This window comes from Enterococcus sp. C57, assembly GCF_040887305.1.
Lineage (GTDB): Bacteria > Bacillota > Bacilli > Lactobacillales > Enterococcaceae > Enterococcus_B > Enterococcus_B hirae.
On record NZ_JBFOFP010000004.1, the window covers coordinates 62,203 to 79,190 of the forward strand.

Below are 16,988 nucleotides of genomic sequence, written 5' to 3' on the forward strand. Positions count from 1 at the left end.
AACAAGAAACAAGAAACAAGAAACAAGAAACAAGAAACAAGAAACAAGAAACAATATAAAAAGGATGAACGATATGACGAATCATTATTATTCGCAAGAGCCAACGACAGAACATGACTTTGAACAATGGTCATTTGAATTAAAAGGAAAAAACTTCCAATTTGTAACAGATTCAGGAGTATTTTCACGTGAAACAGTCGACTTTGGTTCACGAGTGTTAATTGATACCTTTAATTGGGAAGAGCTGCCAGCTGATGGCAAAATTTTGGATGTTGGTTGTGGCTATGGTCCGATTGGATTGGCGATCGCTTTTGCTAGTCAGCGATTTGTTGAGATGGTCGATATTAACTCTCGGGCAGTAGAATTAGCTCAAGGAAATGCGAACCGCAATGGGATCAAACAGGTGGATATTCATCAATCGAATATCTATGAAGCAGTTCATGAAGAAACTTATGCAGCAATCGTCAGCAATCCGCCAATTCGTGCCGGTAAAAAAGTGGTACACGAAATTTTAACCGAAGCATATCCAAGGTTAAAATCGGGTGGAACACTAACCATTGTCATTCAAAAAAAACAAGGGGCTCCTAGTGCAAAAAGCAAAATGGCAGAGACCTTTGGGAATGCTGAAATCGTCCATAAAGAGAAAGGGTACTATATCATCAAAAGTATCAAAGAATAACTGTTTGATTGTGGTGTTTGAGACTAAATAAAAAGCTATGACAAAATAACACACTCTAAAAGCAACCGAAGAATCCTAAAATAGAAGTAACTATTTGCGGGTCCTTCGGTTTATTTTTGTCCCTTTCTTTCTATTAAAAAACAGGCGATAGGTACTCTAGGTCATGGGAATATGGAGATCGTAAAAAAGTTGATGACAGGAGTGAGACACTTCGCTAACTAGTGGAACTTTTTCCTATTGAAAAGTGGCGTATTTCAAGGAGCTAATAATTGAATAACGTTTCTTCCTTTTTTAGAAAACAAAACTAGCATGGTATTGAAAAATTTGAGTGACTTGAAAGGAGAATAAAAAAATGACACAAACCAGAATGATAGTAGATACTAAATCTATTTTAGAATTACCCATGTATAACCAGGAAAACGTATTAAGGTATTTAGAAAAAGACCATGTCGAAATGGCTACAACATTTAAAGCATGGGAAGAAAAGGCGAAGGGGATCGTCCAGAACAATAAAACGAAAAGAGAAAAATTAAATAGCAAAAGAGAAAAAAGTGAAGTTCAGCCAGATGATCAACATGTTGCTTTAACAAATGAACTTTTAGATCTCTTAGATGGATTAGTACATCATGGTTTGCATCAGTATCGTCCCACGCTGGTGTCTAAGTATAAAAATCTATTGATATGGAAAGATCAAGAAAAATTTGATTTCTTACTTAAGAATCGAGATGCTAAGAACGGGTTCACTCAAATCATGAACGACAAGCCTATGATTAAGCTTTACCAAAAAAAGCCAAAGAAATTTGCTCAGATCAAAAAAGGCTACCATTCTCAAAAAAACAACGATGTCCTATTTGTTGGAAACATGCTGCTGTTTGAACTACTTGATTTTTCTCGCTCAGAGAGGGAACAACTGGTAAAAGAATTTCTAACCCATACGATTCCCAACGATCAGCGACGAGACAACTTAAATCAAGAAATTCAAAATCGTCCTGCGGCAACGCTTGACAAGCTTTCACAGAGAAATAAAACAGTCTATTGGGAGTTTGTTAGTATCAGAAGTGTGGCAGATTATTCTAAAGTAAAACATGTGAAAGAACAAATTGATCATCAAGATGGATTGACTCCAGAAGAAAAACAGGCACTTCATAACGATTTAGATGCACGTATCGCCAAATTTAATAGTCAAGCTATACTGTTTGAAGAAGCAGTCGCGGATCTAAGTGAAAAAAATAAGGATTTACATAAGATGTTCAAAAAAGATGTACCACAAGAGCGAATTGACTTGCTCAAACGAATCAAAGATGAGTCAAATTTGGATTGGCTAACAAAGAATGTGTTGACCGAAGAATTAGTAAGAAAACAAGTAGCTCAAGAAAAACTAGATACATATAAAGCACTGATGAGTGACAAACAATTGACCCGAGAAGTGGTAGCTAGCATCAAACAAAGCAAAGAGTATTCAGAAGAAATAAAAAAAGCTCTCATTTCTGAAATTAATCCCTCAGAGGAAGCGAAAAAGAACAACATCAAAAAAATATCAGTTATCAAACAGGAATTTTTCATTAGAAAGCAACTGTTAGAAGTACTAAAAGAACGAGTGGCAACGGATAAAACCTATCAGCCGCTTTTTGAACAAATAGAAAAAGTCACGAATAGTAATGAAAAACAAAAGGAACATGTAACTGCTCAAAGTGATATCAAAGAGTGCCAAAAGTTTATAAGTGAAAATAAATGGGAAGAGGAAATGATTAAAAGAATCAATCAAGAGGAACGAATCCCTCCACATTTGAAAGTAATCGTTTTATCTGAGTTAAAGGAACCAACAGCAAAAAATCAACGAGTTGGTGGAGAAAATCGGCAAGATTCCACGCTTGTTGCTCTTGTTTTAAAGTCTCACGTTCAAAATATACAACTAGGATACCAACAAGAGGTTTCTCAAAAGACGAAGAAGGAGCAACAAATTGATCATCGCATGATTAAATACGAACAAAAGTTACAAAAAATTCTAAAGATAAGAACAGGACTCTTTGATGCCATAAATAGATTTGAGAGCCAGGAGAAACAACTGATAGGGGATGGGGGAAAGATTTCTGTTCCCAAGGATGAACAAGAAAAAGGCAGTCAACAAGCTACGCTGACTAAAAAAGATTTGCAAGAGAATGAAGAGCAGAGGCTAGCTATGGATATCGGAGAGCTTCTTATGAAAGGAAATACGGCAGACTATTTTCAGGCAGTCGATAAACATGATTTAAACTTTTTAAATCTTAGGCAACAAGTAAGGCAAGATCCAAAGATTCCTATTGAAAATAAAAAACCTTTCCTTGAACAGCTAACAACGATGATCGCCACGGATCGAACGGCAGGTTATCAAAAAGAGCTTCAACTTTTTTCATCTGTTCGAGAAAAGATTCTAGAACTCCATAATGAAATCTTAAACGATCAGGAAATAGCTCATGATGAGAAAAAAATACTTCTCAAGCAGGTAGATAGAATGGTAGGAGCGATTGAAAAACGGGATTCTGAACATATAGCTGCTGATCATTTAGTAACCCAAAGTCAGAAGTCTTCTTTGAGTGAGAAAGTAACTAGTGCAATCAATAATAGAAAAGATCAATCGCTAGTTACTCAAGCCAATGAAAAAACTCCTATGAAAGAGAAGAACAATGACAGATGATCGGCAGTTACAGAAGTTTTTAAGAAGTCAGTTTAGGAAATTGGCACTTTCCAAGTTATTTATTTTTATTAGTGAATAAAAGATTTTTTCTTATTTTTTTCTATCTATTCTTTTTTATATGCTTTTGGTAAACTAAAAAAGAATTTACATCATAAAGGAGGAGAAGAAGTGAAACTAACGATCCGAGACATTGCAGAAATGGCAGGTGTTTCAGTCACCACTGTATCACAAATTTTAAATAATAAAGGGAGCCGCTTTAGTGATAAAACACGAAAAAAAGTCCTGAATATTGTTAACGAGCACCATTATAAACCAGATTACTTTGCCTCGAATGTGATCAATCGTCATTCTAAAACGATTGGTATGATCGTGCCAGATGTCACTGACTTCTTCTTTTCTAAATTGATTGAAGGGGTCGAGAGTTACTTGAATCCACTGGGGTATGTGATCATGCTTTGCAACTCTCGTCATAGTCAAGAAAATGAAATCAAGTATTTAAAAGAATTGGCTCATCGCTCAGTGGATGGAATCTTATTGGCTACGCCCAATGTTTTGCCAGATGACTATTCTTTAGATAGTGGTTTTTATAAAAATATGCCGATTATTTTGATTGATCGTGGATTGAATACCAGAGATAATGGTCGGTTGATCGTAAAAGAGTATGAGGGGGCTTATCAAGCAGTTTCTTTGTTTATTAAGAACGGTCATACCAAAATCGGTATGCTCAAAGAAACAACAGGCTATTACCAGTTAGAAGAACGGTTCAACGGGTATCGTCATGCACTAAAGGATCATGGAATCCCTTTCAATGGAAAGTATGTAGAACAAGGGGAGTTGACGGTCCAAGGTGGATACGAGGCGTCTAAACGGCTCTTAAAGCACAAAGATCTTACAGCAATTTTTTGTGGAAATGATGCAATGGCGATTGGTTGTTACCAAGCGATTGATGAATTAGGCAAAAAAATCCCCGATGATATTTCAGTTATTGGTTTCGATGGGTTGAAGTTATCCGAGTATATGATCCCTCAATTGACAACAGTGAAACAGCCAAGTTCTGATATTGGATTTTATGCCGCAAGATTTTTGATCGACACGATCGAGTTCCCACAACGCAAAGTTCCGAACAAAGTCTTTGAAACAAAATTAATTATTCGTGAGAGCATAAAAACATTGACAAAGGGATAACTCAGCGTTATATTGCTTATGTAAGTGTTTACAAAGGCGGTGAGTAGCTCTTTGTATTCTTAGTAAACTGGTTTACTAAAGTGGTTTACCTTTTGGAAAATTCCTGTATAATACCGAATGAAGACGAGGAGGATCAAGCAATGCGAATGGTGGATCTGATTGAAAAAAAGCGAGACGGAAATGAATTATCGACAAAAGAAATCGAGTATATTATTACAAAATACACGAATGGTGAAATTCCAGATTATCAAATCAGCGCATTGTTGATGGCGATCTTTTATCAAGATATGACCGATAGAGAAATCACGGATTTAACACTTGCCATTGCCCACTCAGGAGATGTCATTGATTTAAGTCCTTTAGATGGGATCAAAGTGGATAAACACTCTACAGGTGGTGTGGGAGATACGACAACGTTGATCTTAGCGCCTTTAGTTGCAAGTGTGGGTGTTACAGTTGCCAAAATGTCTGGTAGAGGTTTGGGGTATACAGGTGGTACGCTGGATAAACTAGAAGCAATTCCTGGATTTCAAATCGAGCTTTCTGATGAAGCGTTTATCCGAATTGTCAATGAGAGTAAAGTGGCTGTTATTGGACAATCAGGAAATCTTGCACCAGCAGATAAAAAACTTTATGCTTTGCGGGATGTGACTGCGACAGTGGATTCGATTCCTTTGATTGCCAGTTCGATCATGAGTAAGAAAATTGCCGCAGGAGCAGATGCGATCGTTTTAGACGTGACGACAGGTGACGGCGCCTTTATGAAGAATATTGAAGATGCTAGACGTTTAGCAAAAACAATGACTAGTATTGGAAAATTAGCTCATCGTCAGACAGTAGCCGTAATTTCTGATATGTCTGAACCTCTTGGTGAAGCAATTGGTAATAGTCTTGAAGTTGTGGAAGCAATTGAAACGTTAAACGGCAATGGACCAGAAGACTTGCTGGAAATGTGTTATGCATTAGGGAGTCAGATGGTGGTCTTAGCCAATCAAGCAGCAACAATCGAAGAAGCTAGAAGTTTACTGCAAGAAGCACTAGAATCTGGCAAAGCCTTAGACAAATTTAAGGAAATGATCCGTAATCAAGGTGGAGATGACTCTATCGTAGACCAACCAGAACGGTTACTGACAGCTAAGTATGTTGTTGAGTTGCCAGCCAAATCGAGTGGTATTGTCTCAAAACTCGTTGCGAATGAGTTGGGGATTGCAGCTATGATGTTAGGTGCAGGACGCAAAACTAAAGAAGATGATATTGATCACGCAGTTGGTCTTAAATTAAATAAAAAAATTGGTGATTCTGTAAAAGAGGGAGAATCATTATTGACAATCTACAGTAATACAAAAGAGATTTCTTCTGTTCAAGAATTGCTCTATCAAAATATCCAAATTAGTGACTCGGCTGAAAAGCCTACATTGATACATGATATCATCACCGAATAAAAGGAGAGAAAAAAATGGAATTGAACCGAATGATCGATCACACCATCTTAAAAGCAGATGCTTCTCAAGAAGACGTCATGCGAATTATTGAAGAAGCAAAGAAATACCATTTCTATTCTGTTTGTATCAACCCAACATGGGTCGCACTAGCAAAAGAACAATTAAAAGGCGAACCAGTGGCAGTATGTACAGTAATTGGCTTTCCTTTAGGAGCTAATACTGCTGAAACTAAGGCTTTTGAAACTACAAATGCGATTGAAAATGGCGCAGATGAAGTGGATATGGTCATCAATATTGGGGCAATGAAGTCTCAACAGTTTGATAAAGTCCAAAAAGATATTGAAGCAGTGGTTGCAGCGGCCAAAGATCGTGCTTTAGTCAAAGTCATCATCGAAACAGCTTTATTAAATCATGAGGAAATTGTAAAAGCTTGTGAGCTGGCAAAAGCTGCTGGGGCAGACTTTGTTAAAACTTCTACAGGATTTTCAACTGGAGGAGCAAAAGTCGAAGATGTTCGTTTAATGCGTGAAACTGTTGGACCTGAAATGGGTGTAAAAGCATCTGGTGGTATCCATAACGAAGCTGAAGCTTTGGCAATGATTGAAGCTGGTGCGACAAGAATTGGTACCAGTGCAGGAGTTTCGATTATGTCAGGATCTACTGGCGAAGGCTATTAAGTAGTAAGGGGAAGCTTATGACAGAAGTGAAGCAAGAATGGATCAACATTGCAGTAGAAGCATTGGATAAAGCATATGTACCATATTCACATTTTCCAGTAGGCGCATGTTTAGTCACTGAATCTGGAAAAACGTATCAAGGAGTCAACATCGAAAATGCCTCGTTTGGTTTAACCAATTGTGCGGAGCGCACGGCTTTTTTCAAAGCTGTTTCTGAAGGAGAAAAAGAGTTTACTCATTTAGTAGTGGCTGGTCATACGCCAGAGCCAATTTCTCCTTGTGGTGCTTGTCGTCAAGTAATGGCTGAGTTTTGTGTACCAGACATGCCGGTAACTTTAGTAGGGGATAACGGTGTGACTAAGGCAATGACGGTTAAAGAACTATTACCTTACGCCTTTACAGAAAAAGATCTATAGAATTATCACTCATGTTCATTCAGTCAGCTGACTGTTGAAAAATAAAACAATTATTTTAGGGGGCTTTACAGAAATGAAAAAAGCAAAATTATTTGGTTTAAGTGCTGTAGCGTTATCTGCTGGGTTATTATTGGGCGCATGTGGCAGCGGATCAGATTCAACTGATTCAACCGGTGGAAACAGCGGTTCAAAAACAGCAACTGCAGCATTGATCACAGATACGGGCGGTGTTGATGACCGTTCATTCAACCAGTCAGCTTGGGAAGGACTACAAGCTTGGGGGAAAGATCATGATCTATCACGTGGGAATGATGGGTTCCAATATTTCCAATCAGCAAATGAATCAGATTATATCCCTAATATTGACCAAGCTTTGAATGCAGGTTTTAAAACAATCTTTGGTATTGGTTATAAATTGAAACCAGCTATTGAAGAGCAAGCTGCATCAAATCCTGAAACAAACTTTGCTATTATTGATGACGTTATCGACGGCAAAGACAACGTGGTTTCAGCAACATTTAAAGATAACGAAGCTTCTTATCTTGCTGGGATTGCCGCAGCTTACACAACTGAAACAAACACTGTTGGTTTCATTGGTGGGGTAAAAGGTGAAGTAATCGATCGTTTTGACGCAGGATTCAAAGCTGGTGTAGATGCTGGTGCAAAAGCATTAAACAAAGAAATTAAAGTCTTGAATCAATATGCAGGAGACTTCTCAGCGCCAGATAAAGGACGTTCAATTGCTCAAGGAATGTATGCACAAAATGCAGATATCATTTTCCACGCATCTGGTGGTACTGGTAACGGTGTATTCCAAGAAGCGAAATCATTAAACGAATCAGGCGACAAAAAAGTTTGGGTTATCGGGGTTGACCGTGACCAATCTGACGAAGGCGAATACACTTTAAATGGTGAAAAGAAAAACTTTACTTTGACATCAACTCTAAAAGGTGTAGGAACTGTTGTTGAAGACTTAGCTCAAAAATCAGCTGATGGTGATTTCCCTGGTGGGGAACATACCGTTTACGGATTGAAAGAAGACGGTGTTGGTATCACAAAAGGTCAACTTTCAGAAAAAGCAGAAAAAGCTGTGAATGAAGCAAAAGAAAAAATCATCTCAGGAGATATCAAAGTACCAGAAACTCCTGAAAAATAATCAAACGAATTTCTATAGCCTTGTTGGACAATTGTTTGACAAGGCTATGGTTTAGTAAATAACTAACGATTGTTTCTTTATCAAGATGTTGCTGAAAAGCTATTTTCGTTTTTTTGTTCTTAATTCTTGAAGTAGAACATGCTGCTCACAGCCTCTTGCTAAACGGCGTTCAAGAAGCAGCTCCTCAACAATAAGCGATGATTTTTAAAAATATGAGAAGCTATTTTAAAAAATCCTCTCTTATTTGCTCGGAGCTAAACGCTTCTTTCACAGCCTCTTGATAAGGGAATAATCCCCTGAAATTTTTGCTTCAATTTGAGATTTTATGAAAAATCTTTGTTAATCGTTGCCTAGATAGAAATCGTTAGGATGTGAAAAATTGTGGTTCAAGAAAATATTGTCATCGAAATGCGGAATATCACCAAACAGTTTGGTACGTTCAAAGCAAATGACAACATCAACTTGCAAGTGAAAGCAGGAGAGATCCACGCTTTACTTGGAGAAAATGGTGCCGGAAAATCAACCTTGATGAATGTGCTCTCAGGCCTTTTAGAGCCAACATCAGGTGAAATACTGATGCATGGGAAAGAAGTGAAAATTACAAGTCCGACAAAAGCGAACCAGCTAGGTATCGGAATGGTCCATCAGCACTTTATGCTTGTGGATGCATTTACTGTTACTGAAAATATTGTTTTGGGAAGTGAGCCAAGTCGAGCAGGGGTACTTGATCGTCGCCAAGCACGTGAAGAAATCCAAAAGCTTTCTGAACAATATGGTTTATCGGTCAATCCTGATGCGTATGTCCGAGATATCTCTGTTGGAATGGAACAACGGGTAGAAATCTTAAAAACACTTTATCGTGGGGCAGATGTCTTGATTTTTGACGAACCTACAGCGGTATTAACGCCACAAGAGATTGACGAACTGATTGTAATCATGAAAGAGTTGGTCAAAGAAGGAAAATCGATCATTTTGATCACCCATAAGTTAGATGAGATTAAAGCTGTAGCAGATCGTTGTACAGTTATCCGTCGTGGTAAAGGGATTGGTACAGTAAATGTAAAAGATGTCTCTTCACAACAATTGGCAGATATGATGGTTGGACGTACGGTTTCATTTAAGACAATGAAGAAAGAAAGTCAGCCTCAAGAAGTTGTGTTATCGATTGAAAATCTAGTGGTTAAAGAAAACCGAGGATTGGACGCAGTCAAAGATCTAAGTTTAGAAGTACGAGCAGGAGAAGTTTTAGGAATTGCTGGTATTGATGGTAACGGACAGTCAGAATTGATCCAGGCGTTAACCGGTTTACGTAAAGCAGAAAGTGGAACAATTCGCTTAAAAGATGAAGATATCACGAATAAAAAGCCAAGAAAAATTACGGAGGCTGGTGTAGGACATGTGCCCGAAGACCGTCATAAGTATGGCTTAGTGTTGGATATGACGTTAGCGGAGAATATTGCTTTACAAAATTATTACCAAAAACCTTACAGTAGAAATGGCTTATTGAATTATTCGTTGATCAATGAACATGCACGAGAATTAATCGAAGAGTATGATGTTCGAACAACGAATGAACTTGTGCCAGCAAAAGCATTATCAGGTGGGAATCAACAAAAAGCAATTATTGCTCGGGAAATCGATCGTGATCCTGACTTGTTGATCGTTGCTAATCCGACACGTGGGCTAGATGTTGGAGCAATCGAGTTTATTCATAAACGTTTGATTGAACAAAGAGACAAATACAAAGCGGTCTTATTGATTAGTTTTGAATTAGAAGAAATTTTGAATGTTTCTGATCGTATTGCGGTACTCCACGAAGGAAAAATCGTGGGAATCGTTGATCCAAAAGAAACTTCTGAAAATGAACTAGGATTACTTATGGCGGGCTATTCTTTAGAAGAAGCAAGAAAAGAGTTAGAAAAGGTTGGTGGCGCACATGAATGATCGCAATGAAAAGATACGTAATCTCCTAGTTCCTATTTTTTCGGTAATTCTAGGTTTAGTTTTAGGTGCTATCTTGATGGCAGCTTTTGGTTATAACCCAGGCCAAGGTTATTCTTCAATGTTAAATGCGTCCCTTGGTTCTCAAAGAAGTATTGGTGAAACATTACGGCAAGCAACACCGTTGATTTTTACTGCATTAGGTTTTTCTGTTGCGAACTCAGCAGGATTCTTCAATATCGGGCTTTCGGGACAAGCACTCTGTGGTTGGATCGTTAGTGTGTGGGTAGCACTTGCCTTTCCTGATCTGCCAAAAGTCATTTTATTACCGACTTGTGTGATTTTAGGTGCTTTGGCAGGAGCCTTGGCTGCGGCTATCCCAGGGGTGTTAAGAGCCTTTTTCGGTACAAGTGAAGTAATCGTCACTATTATGATGAACTATATTTTACTTTATTTAAGTACTTTTGCTTTACATGACATCATGCCAGACACGTATCGTTCAAGCTTAGATTCTTCAAATTTGATTGGGCAAAATGCTTCTCTTAGATTACCTTGGCTGACACAAATGTTTGGCGGTTCTCGTGTAAATGCTGGTTTGTTTTTAGCATTGATTGCACTGGTTGTTGTTTGGCTATTGATGAAGAAAACGACGTTAGGCTTTGAAATTCGTTCGGTAGGTCTAAATCCTTTTGCTTCTGAGTATGCTGGAATGAGTAGTAAACGTACGATCGTCTTCTCCATGATGATTTCAGGCGCTTTAGCAGGACTTGGTGGAGTAGTCGAAGGATTAGGAACGTATCAAAACTTTTTCGTCCAAACAACTTCATTAGCCATCGGATTTGACGGAATGGCTGTGTCACTGTTAGGTTCTGGTTCAGCGATTGGAATTTTACTTTCAGCACTCTTGTTCAGTATCTTGAAAATCGGTGGTTTGGGGATGCAAACAGGTGCCGGTATACCATTTGAAATCGTAAATGTATCGATTGCATTGATTATTTTCTTTGTTGGGATCAACTTCTTGATTCGTTTCATTATGGCAAAATTCTTCCAAGGTAAAAAACAAGAAGCGATCGTGGAGACTGTTGAATCGAAACCAACAAATCAGAGTCAAGAAGGAGGAGAATTATAATGTCAACAACTGAGTTAATTGCTTTAATCCTCACTTCAACGTTGGTTTATTCAACACCATTAATTCTTACATCTTTAGGTGGAACTTTTTCTGAACGAAGTGGGATTGTCAATGTAGGTTTAGAAGGCATCATGGTTATGGGTGCTTTCAGTGCGGTAGTATTTAATCTAACCATGAGTCCTACCTTAGGAGACATGACACCATGGATCGCTATTTTAGTCGGTGGGATAGTTGGTGTGTTATTCTCTTTATTACATGCAGTAGCAACTGTTAGTTTACGTGCAGACCATATCATCAGCGGGACAGTTATCAACTTGATGGCACCAGCTTTGGGTGTATTTTTAATTAAAACATGGTATGGAAAAGGACAAACTGATAACATTTCAGTTAACTTAGGATATTTCTCATTTCCTGGATTATCAAAAATCCCTGTGATTGGACCAATTTTCTTTAAAAATACATTTTTACCAGCTTATTGTGCCATTTTAATTGCGATTCTTGCTTGGTTTATTATCTTTAAGACAAAGTTTGGACTTCGCTTACGCTCAGTGGGTGAAAATCCTCAAGCAGCGGATACATTGGGAATCAATGTTTACGCGATGCGTTATTCTGGGGTATTGATCTCTGGTTTACTTGGCGGAATGGGTGGCGCAGTATTCGCTCAATCGATTTCAGGGAATTTCTCTGCCGGAACGATCGTAGGTCAAGGGTTTATCTCAATGGCTGCTATGATCTTCGGTAAATGGAATCCACTAGGGGCCATGGGCGCTTCTTTATTCTTTGGTTTTGCGCAAAGTTTAAGTATCATCGGGGCTCAATTACCAGTGATTTCTTCGATACCGCCAGTATTGCTGCAGATTGCACCTTACCTATTAACCGTTATTGTGTTAGTAGCGTTCTTAGGAAAAGCATCTGGACCTAAAGCAAACGGTAAAAATTATATAAAATCAAAATAAACTTTTAGTGAATAAAAAGGGTGGGTTACGGGAAATGTTTTTTCGACTCGCCCTTTTTGATTTAATAGCAATAATAAAAAAGAAAGAAGGAATAATCATGTTTAAACGCGTACATTTGATTGTCATGGATTCAGTAGGAATCGGCGAAGCGCCAGATGCTGAAAAATTTGGTGATAAAGGTTCAGATACACTAGGGCATATCGCAAAAGAAGCTGGTTTGACAATTCCTCATTTAGAACAGTTAGGATTAGGAACGATTCGCCCATTAGAAGGTGTCGAAGCGGTTAAAAACCACCAAGGCTATGCCACTAAATTGGAGGAAGTATCTGTAGGAAAAGATACAATGACCGGTCACTGGGAAATCATGGGTCTGAACATCAAGACACCATTTCGAGTATTTCCTAACGGTTTCCCTGATGAATTACTCAAACAAATCGAAGACTTCTCAGGACGCAAAATTGTTTGCAATCAACCATATAGTGGAACCGCTGTTATAGATGACTATGGTGAACATCAAATGAAAACTGGTGATTTGATCGTCTATACGTCCGCAGATCCAGTTTTACAAATTGCTGCACATGAAGAAATTATTCCTTTAGAAGAACTTTATCGGATTTGTCAGTTCGTTCGTGACATTACTAAAGACGACCCATACATGATTGGTCGAATTATTGCGCGACCTTACGTTGGAGAACCTGGTAATTTTACTCGTACGAGCAACCGACATGATTACGCATTGGATCCATTCGGGCATACGGTTTTAGATTCATTAAAAGAAGCAGGAAAAGACGTTATCGCTGTTGGAAAAATCAACGATATCTTCAACGGTCAAGGAATTACAGAGTTCGTCCGTACGAAAAGCAATATGGATGGCGTTGACCAATTATTAAATGTGATGAAAAAAGAGTTTACAGGGATCAGTTTTACTAATTTAGTTGATTTTGATGCATTATTTGGACATCGTCGGGATGTTGTAGGTTATGCCCACGCAATTGAAGATTTTGATTTACGTATTCCTGAAATATTAGAGGCAATGGCAGAGGACGACTTACTGATGATTACTGCTGATCATGGAAACGATCCAACATTCCCTGGAACAGATCATACACGTGAATATGTACCATTATTAGTTTTCAGCAAAAAAATGCAAGGACAAGGAAGCTTGCCACAAGGCTACTATTCAGATATCGCAGCAACGATTGCTGAAAACTTCGATGTTCCTGCTACCGAAAATGGCGAAAGTTTCTTAAAACTTTTGAAATAGGAATGACAGACCGCGTTTGAAAATTTGACCTGAAAAAGCGTAACTAAGATAGGTCAATCATTTTGTTCAAAGAGCCATCTTGCTTTAACAGTATCAATCAAGAGGTGAAAAGCCTTGTTAATCAGGCATACCTGTTTTTTTAGCTAGTCGAACGACAGGGCTTCTAACTTCTTGACTTCTGTAGAAAAAAATAGTTAATAGGAGAAAGTAAATGACCCAATTAAGCGAAATGTTACAAGAAACGACTCAATTTATTCTAGAAAAGGGCGTAAAAGAAATTGATTTTGGTTTGATCTTAGGTTCAGGTTTAGGAGAGTTAGCGGAAGAAATCGAGGAAGCAATCGTGATTCCTTATGACCAAATCCCATTTTTCCCAACATCAACAGTTGTCGGCCATGCTGGTCAATTAGTCTATGGTACCTTGTCTGGTAAAAAAGTTCTGGCAATGCAAGGACGATTCCATTTTTATGAAGGTCATTCAATGCAAACTGTCACTTATCCTGTGCGGGTAATGGCAGCATTAAAGGCTCATTCGGTGATTGTCACGAATGCAAGTGGTGGGGTAAATGAATCATTTGTTCCTGGCGATTTGATGTTGATTACTGATCATATCAACTTCACAGGTCAAAACCCATTGATTGGTCCTAACGAAGATGAGATCGGTCCACGCTTCCCTGATATGAGCGAGGCGTATACCTTAACTTACCGTGAAGTAGCCAAAGAGGCTGCGAGCCAATTAGATTTGACTCTTAAAGAAGGGGTATATATGGGCTATTCTGGACCAACATACGAAACACCTGCAGAGATTCGGATGTCACGTACGATGGGAGCAGATGCAGTCGGAATGTCCACTGTGCCAGAAGTGATCGTTGCAGCACATAGCGGATTGAAAGTTCTCGGCATTTCATGTATCACTAATTTAGCAGCAGGCATGCAAGCGAACCTTAACCATGAAGAAGTGGTGGAAACAACGCAACGTGTCAAACAATCATTTAAGGCATTGATTAAAGAAGTATTAGTATTACTATAACTGAATCAAGGAGAGTGTCAGATGAGCGTACACATTGAAGCAAAACAAGGAGAGATCGCTGATAAAATACTACTTCCAGGCGATCCTTTACGAGCAAAATATATTGCTGAAACATTTTTAGAAGATCCAGTATGTTACAACCAAGTTCGTGGGATGTTAGGTTTTACTGGAACCTACAAAGGCGAACGTGTTTCGGTACAAGGAACGGGGATGGGGATGCCGTCAGCGACGATCTATGCCCATGAATTGATTCATTCATACGGTGTGAAAAAATTGATACGAGTGGGTACATGTGGTGCATTATCTAAAGATGTCCATGTTCGTGATCTTGTTTTAGCTCAAGGAGCAGCTACTAGTTCTTCGATGATCGAGAAAAATTTCCAAGCCTTTCATTTTCCGCCGATCAGTGATTTTAAGTTATTGTTGAAGGCGTATGAAATTTCAAAAGACAAAGGATTTACCACACATGTAGGGAATGTTCTCTCGGAAGATTCATTTTATAAAGATGATTCAACAGAAACGTTTAAATTAGCTGAATTAGGTGTGCTAGGTGTGGAAATGGAAGCAGCTGCTTTATACTATTTGGGAGCAAAATATCATGTCCAAACATTAGCAATCATGACAGTGAGTGACCATTTGCTTACCGGAGAAGAAACAACTGCAGAAGAGAGACAAACGACATTTAACGAAATGATCGAAGTCGGATTAGAAACAGCAATCGCAGATTAATAAAAGAAGTGAGCGAGTGATTCAATTGAATCGCTTGCCCACTTTTTTTATTTATTATAGATAGTATTTTTTAGCAACTGTCAAATCATCGTTTAATTCATAAACAAGTGGTTGACCAGTTGGAATTTCAAGATCCATGATATCTTCATCAGAAATTCCTTCGATGTGTTTTGCTAAAGCACGTAGAGAGTTACCATGTGCAGCTACTAAAACAGTTTTGTTGTCTAGTAAAGCTGGAGCAATTTCGTCTTGCCAGAATGGTAAAGCACGTTCTAAAGTAACTTTCAAGTTTTCGCCACCAGGAATATCGCGTTTGTCTAACATTGCATAACGACGATCGTTTGCAGCAGAACCTTCGTCACTTTCGTCCATCAATGGAGGAAGAGTGTCGTATGAACGACGCCAAATGTGTACTTGGTCATCTCCATATTTTTCAGCTGTTTCTTTTTTGTTCAATCCTTGTAATTTACCATAATGACGTTCGTTTAAGCGCCATGATTTGATTTGAGGAACCCAAAGTTGATCTGAGTGTTCTAAAATCAAATTACATGTTTTGATGGCACGAGTTAAAACTGAAGTGTAAGCAACATCAAATTCAATTCCAGCTTCTTTGATTTTGCGTCCGCCTTCTTTGGCTTCTTCGATTCCTTCTGGTGCTAAGTTTACGTCAGCCCAACCAGTAAATTGGTTTAATGCATTCCATTCACTAAGACCATGACGAGAAAAAACTAATTTTGGCATGTTTAGCTCTCCTTTAAAATAGGTTATATTTCTGAAAATTTCAGTTCTGCTTTATTGTACAATTTTTTTGACTAGATTTCCATTGAAAAATGAAGTTAATGAAAGGGAAAATCAGAAGATAGACAGATAAAAAAACAAAAATAATTCTTACAGTGACAGATAAACAGAGGTAGGTGGGTCAATGACTACTTTGACATTGATCCACCTACCTATTCATTATATACAGTTGATTCGTCTTTAGCAGACAGTCTGCGTTTGTTGCGCCAATCCATTTTTAAATGAAAGAATATCAAGATGTAGGCAGTCGTTTAAGATAATTGCTGAATCTCTTTTTCTGGAAGATTGATATATTTATAACAGGTTCCAACTGATACACCACATTTAGTAGAAATTAATTGGATCGTTTCTTTTTTTTCATAATAAAGCCGACGAATTTTTTTAATTGTTTTTGGATCGATTTTTGGACGACCCCCGATTTTACCTTTTTTACGTGCTTCATCTAACCCAACAAGTGTCCGTTCCTTGATTAAAGAGCACTCCATAATGGCTAATCCTTCCATTAGTTGAAAATAGATTTTCCCCATCGGTGTACGCGTATCGATCTCTTCTTGGATACTAACTAGGTGTAAGCCACGATCTTTGAATAATTGTGTGAGTTCTGTTAGCTGACGAGTGGACTTCCCTAGACGATGAAGTTGACAGATAACTAAAGTATCGCCTTGTCGCATTTCCTTGATTACTTTTTCTAAACAAATATTATTAGACACCGCATCTTTAGACTTGTATGTCTCGTGAAAAATCTCCTGACAACCAAAATTAGAGAGTTGCTCCACTTGTGTTGTAAGATCAACATCATTTATGGTTGTGCGTGCATAACCAATAATCTTCATGGTGATTCCTTTCTAGCAATGATTTTCTGTCTATAGATAACAGTAAAAATGTAGCATAAAGTCCATTGAAAAGATAGTT

At 38.2% G+C, this 16,988-nt stretch carries 15 protein-coding genes; 13 read left to right on the forward strand and 2 right to left on the reverse strand.

Annotated features, from left to right (window positions below; all coding sequences use genetic code 11):
- Positions 1 to 73: 73 nt before the first annotated feature.
- From AB5M32_RS05885 to deoD, 13 genes are all read left to right on the forward strand, one after another.
- On the forward strand, positions 74 to 679 hold the full coding sequence (locus tag AB5M32_RS05885) for a class I SAM-dependent methyltransferase (protein ID WP_010736788.1): 606 nt from the start codon (positions 74 to 76) through the stop codon (positions 677 to 679).
- A 352-nt stretch (positions 680 to 1,031) separates the two neighbouring features.
- Positions 1,032 to 3,353 carry a hypothetical protein gene (locus AB5M32_RS05890; protein WP_368024365.1) on the forward strand — a complete coding sequence of 774 codons (2,322 nt, stop codon included), beginning with the start codon at positions 1,032 to 1,034 and terminating at the stop codon, positions 3,351 to 3,353.
- A 168-nt stretch (positions 3,354 to 3,521) separates the two neighbouring features.
- A complete protein-coding gene (locus AB5M32_RS05895) occupies positions 3,522 to 4,538 on the forward strand; it encodes a LacI family DNA-binding transcriptional regulator (RefSeq protein WP_010720475.1) in 1,017 nt (338 codons plus the stop codon).
- A 140-nt stretch (positions 4,539 to 4,678) separates the two neighbouring features.
- Positions 4,679 to 5,980 (forward strand): pyrimidine-nucleoside phosphorylase, encoded by a 1,302-nt coding sequence (locus tag AB5M32_RS05900; RefSeq protein WP_063626393.1) that lies wholly within the window; start codon positions 4,679 to 4,681, stop codon positions 5,978 to 5,980.
- Between the two features lie 14 nt (positions 5,981 to 5,994).
- The gene (gene deoC, locus AB5M32_RS05905; protein WP_010720473.1) at positions 5,995 to 6,657 is read left to right on the forward strand and encodes a deoxyribose-phosphate aldolase; all 663 of its coding nucleotides are present in this window, start codon (positions 5,995 to 5,997) and stop codon (positions 6,655 to 6,657) included.
- Between the two features lie 17 nt (positions 6,658 to 6,674).
- A complete protein-coding gene (locus tag AB5M32_RS05910; RefSeq protein ID WP_010720472.1) occupies positions 6,675 to 7,073 on the forward strand; it encodes a cytidine deaminase in 399 nt (132 codons plus the stop codon).
- A 73-nt stretch (positions 7,074 to 7,146) separates the two neighbouring features.
- Positions 7,147 to 8,229, forward strand: coding sequence for a BMP family protein (locus AB5M32_RS05915; protein ID WP_010720471.1), 1,083 nt, complete (start codon positions 7,147 to 7,149; stop codon positions 8,227 to 8,229).
- A gap of 381 nt (positions 8,230 to 8,610) precedes the next feature.
- The gene (locus AB5M32_RS05920) at positions 8,611 to 10,173 is read left to right on the forward strand and encodes an ABC transporter ATP-binding protein (protein WP_010720470.1); all 1,563 of its coding nucleotides are present in this window, start codon (positions 8,611 to 8,613) and stop codon (positions 10,171 to 10,173) included.
- The gene (locus AB5M32_RS05925) at positions 10,166 to 11,299 is read left to right on the forward strand and encodes an ABC transporter permease (RefSeq protein WP_010720469.1); all 1,134 of its coding nucleotides are present in this window, start codon (positions 10,166 to 10,168) and stop codon (positions 11,297 to 11,299) included. The genes AB5M32_RS05920 and AB5M32_RS05925 overlap by 8 nt, the downstream gene beginning before the upstream one ends.
- Entirely contained in the window at positions 11,299 to 12,255 is a 957-nt protein-coding gene (locus AB5M32_RS05930) for an ABC transporter permease (protein ID WP_010720468.1), read from the forward strand. The genes AB5M32_RS05925 and AB5M32_RS05930 overlap by 1 nt, the downstream gene beginning before the upstream one ends.
- 97 nt (positions 12,256 to 12,352) lie before the next feature.
- Positions 12,353 to 13,519 carry a phosphopentomutase gene (gene deoB / locus AB5M32_RS05935; RefSeq protein ID WP_010720467.1) on the forward strand — a complete coding sequence of 389 codons (1,167 nt, stop codon included), beginning with the start codon at positions 12,353 to 12,355 and terminating at the stop codon, positions 13,517 to 13,519.
- A gap of 211 nt (positions 13,520 to 13,730) precedes the next feature.
- Positions 13,731 to 14,549, forward strand: coding sequence for a purine-nucleoside phosphorylase (locus AB5M32_RS05940; RefSeq protein ID WP_010736792.1), 819 nt, complete (start codon positions 13,731 to 13,733; stop codon positions 14,547 to 14,549).
- A 21-nt stretch (positions 14,550 to 14,570) separates the two neighbouring features.
- On the forward strand, positions 14,571 to 15,278 hold the full coding sequence (gene deoD / locus AB5M32_RS05945; RefSeq protein ID WP_368024366.1) for a purine-nucleoside phosphorylase: 708 nt from the start codon (positions 14,571 to 14,573) through the stop codon (positions 15,276 to 15,278).
- A gap of 54 nt (positions 15,279 to 15,332) precedes the next feature.
- Here the strand turns inward: deoD and gpmA are convergent, their stop codons facing one another.
- Together gpmA and AB5M32_RS05955 are read right to left on the reverse strand one after the other, a co-directional pair.
- Positions 15,333 to 16,019: a 2,3-diphosphoglycerate-dependent phosphoglycerate mutase gene (gpmA, locus tag AB5M32_RS05950; RefSeq protein ID WP_010720464.1), complete on the reverse strand. Its 687-nt coding sequence runs from the start codon at positions 16,017 to 16,019 to the stop codon at positions 15,333 to 15,335.
- Between the two features lie 308 nt (positions 16,020 to 16,327).
- The gene (locus AB5M32_RS05955) at positions 16,328 to 16,909 is read right to left on the reverse strand and encodes a recombinase family protein (protein WP_010720463.1); all 582 of its coding nucleotides are present in this window, start codon (positions 16,907 to 16,909) and stop codon (positions 16,328 to 16,330) included.
- Positions 16,910 to 16,988: the final 79 nt, after the last annotated feature.

What these genes read in the sequence shown, in the direction of transcription:
- deoB (WP_010720467.1), top strand. Translation starts at nt 12,353, where the DNA reads ATGTTTAAACGCGTACATTTGATTGTCATGGATTCAGTAGGAATCGGC.
- deoD (WP_368024366.1), top strand. Translation starts at nt 14,571, where the DNA reads ATGAGCGTACACATTGAAGCAAAACAAGGAGAGATCGCTGATAAAATA.
- AB5M32_RS05890 (WP_368024365.1), top strand. Translation starts at nt 1,032, where the DNA reads ATGACACAAACCAGAATGATAGTAGATACTAAATCTATTTTAGAATTA.
- AB5M32_RS05915 (WP_010720471.1), top strand. Translation starts at nt 7,147, where the DNA reads ATGAAAAAAGCAAAATTATTTGGTTTAAGTGCTGTAGCGTTATCTGCT.
- AB5M32_RS05955 (WP_010720463.1), bottom strand. Translation starts at nt 16,909, where the DNA reads ATGAAGATTATTGGTTATGCACGCACAACCATAAATGATGTTGATCTT.
- AB5M32_RS05910 (WP_010720472.1), top strand. Translation starts at nt 6,675, where the DNA reads ATGACAGAAGTGAAGCAAGAATGGATCAACATTGCAGTAGAAGCATTG.
- gpmA (WP_010720464.1), bottom strand. Translation starts at nt 16,019, where the DNA reads ATGCCAAAATTAGTTTTTTCTCGTCATGGTCTTAGTGAATGGAATGCA.
- AB5M32_RS05925 (WP_010720469.1), top strand. Translation starts at nt 10,166, where the DNA reads ATGAATGATCGCAATGAAAAGATACGTAATCTCCTAGTTCCTATTTTT.
- deoC (WP_010720473.1), top strand. Translation starts at nt 5,995, where the DNA reads ATGGAATTGAACCGAATGATCGATCACACCATCTTAAAAGCAGATGCT.
- AB5M32_RS05885 (WP_010736788.1), top strand. Translation starts at nt 74, where the DNA reads ATGACGAATCATTATTATTCGCAAGAGCCAACGACAGAACATGACTTT.
- AB5M32_RS05900 (WP_063626393.1), top strand. Translation starts at nt 4,679, where the DNA reads ATGCGAATGGTGGATCTGATTGAAAAAAAGCGAGACGGAAATGAATTA.
- AB5M32_RS05930 (WP_010720468.1), top strand. Translation starts at nt 11,299, where the DNA reads ATGTCAACAACTGAGTTAATTGCTTTAATCCTCACTTCAACGTTGGTT.
- AB5M32_RS05940 (WP_010736792.1), top strand. Translation starts at nt 13,731, where the DNA reads ATGACCCAATTAAGCGAAATGTTACAAGAAACGACTCAATTTATTCTA.